The organism is Pseudoalteromonas rubra, from assembly GCF_004212645.1.
Classification (GTDB): Bacteria; Pseudomonadota; Gammaproteobacteria; order Enterobacterales; family Alteromonadaceae; genus Pseudoalteromonas; species Pseudoalteromonas rubra_G.
In genome coordinates this window covers 1-595 of sequence record NZ_PPUZ01000183.1, presented here as the reverse complement: position 1 = coordinate 595, position 595 = coordinate 1, and the positions used below count along the sequence as shown (strand labels likewise).

Sequence of the window (595 nt, the reverse complement as noted above, 5' to 3'; positions counted from 1 at the left end):
GTTGCCCTGGGTATCCTGCAGCCCAAAGGGCAGCGTCGGTTCACTGATGTGACCCAGCGACTCAGAAAAGAACCCTTCTATATCGAGCGTTTCCATGCGCGCCAGGGTATCGCTGATAAACTGCCGGTATGATGCCGGTGCCGGCAGGCTGTGCGCCTCGCCCATGCTATAGCGGTGCAGTTCATCCTGGATCACCGCCATCGCAACATGGTCAATGATCAGGTGGTGTGCCTGCAACAGCGCATAATGGTATCCCGTATCCGGGTCCTGACACACCTGCAGACGCAGCAGCGGTGCCCAGGCCAGGTCCAGCCACTGTGGGCCGTCGGCAAGCGCCGTAATGGTCTGCTGCGCATTCATGCCTGCGGCACAGGTAAGCTGAGTCACAGGCAAAGTCACCTCACGCTGCACGACCTGCAATGCCTGCGCTCTGCCCTGCCAGAGGATCGCGGTACGCAGTACATCGTGGCGCGCCAGTAAAAAGTTCAGGCTGTCGGTAAATTCGGTCAGTGCCGCATCGCTTTTTAGTTCATAGAGATAATTGGTCACATAGGGGTCGTTTTCCGGGTCCATACTGTGGACGAACAACACCCCT

General features: G+C 58.0%; 1 protein-coding gene. It reads right to left on the bottom strand.

Annotated features, from left to right (window positions below):
- The coding region (locus C3B51_RS23430) for a condensation domain-containing protein (protein ID WP_130246567.1) at nt 1-595 on the bottom strand (595 nt) is incomplete at both ends.